The organism is Vibrio sp. 1402, assembly GCF_033340275.1.
The window spans coordinates 1-796 of sequence record NZ_JAWOWE010000175.1 but is presented as its reverse complement, the minus strand read 5'-3'; the positions used below and the strand labels follow the sequence as shown (position 1 = coordinate 796).

The 796-nt window shown below is 48.0% G+C and carries 1 protein-coding gene; it reads left to right on the top strand.

Going from position 1 to position 796, the window contains the following annotated elements:
- Positions 1–796: AMP-binding enzyme (locus R7044_RS24910; RefSeq protein WP_225455960.1), on the top strand; the 796-nt coding region annotated here is incomplete at both ends.

Genomic DNA, 796 nt, shown 5'->3' with positions numbered 1-796 from the left:
CATTCTGGCGTGTGTGTGACGAGTATAAAGTGGATGCTTTATTCTCAGCGCCTACCGCTTTCCGCGCGATTAAGAAAGAAGACCCAGAAGGCGAGTTCTTAAAGCAGTATGATCTGTCAAACCTGAAAACTATCTTTATGGCTGGTGAGCGTTTAGATCCTCCTACGCTTGAATGGGTACAAAGTAAAACGGACAAACCGGTTATCGATCACTGGTGGCAAACAGAGACAGGTTGGGCGATTGCGGGGAACCCAACGGGCATTGAAATGATGCCAGTAAAAGCGGGTTCTTCAACTAAGCCTATTCCGGGTTATCAAGTAGAAATCCTCGATGAACTGGGTGAACCAGTAAAACCTAATCAACAAGGTTTCGTTGCGCTAAAACGTCCGTTACCGCCAAGCTGCTTACCAACCGTGTGGCGAAACCATGATCGTTTTGAAACGGGCTACCTAAGCCAATTCCCGGGTTACTATGTTTCTGGCGATGGCGGCTACCTTGATGAAGATGGTTACTTGTTCATCATGGGACGCATTGACGATGTGATTAACGTCGCTGGCCACCGTTTGTCTACTGGTGAAATGGAAGAAATTGTTGGTGGTCACCCAGCCATCGCAGAATGTGCAGTAGTTGGCATTCACGATGATCTGAAAGGGCAGCTACCACTTGGTTTCGTTGTGCTGAAAGATGGCGTCAAGGTTGATGAGTTAGCGCTAGAAGGCGAACTTGTGGGTAAGGTGAGAAATGAGATTGGCGCGGTTGCATGCTTCAAACACGCACTGGTTGTAGATCGCTTACC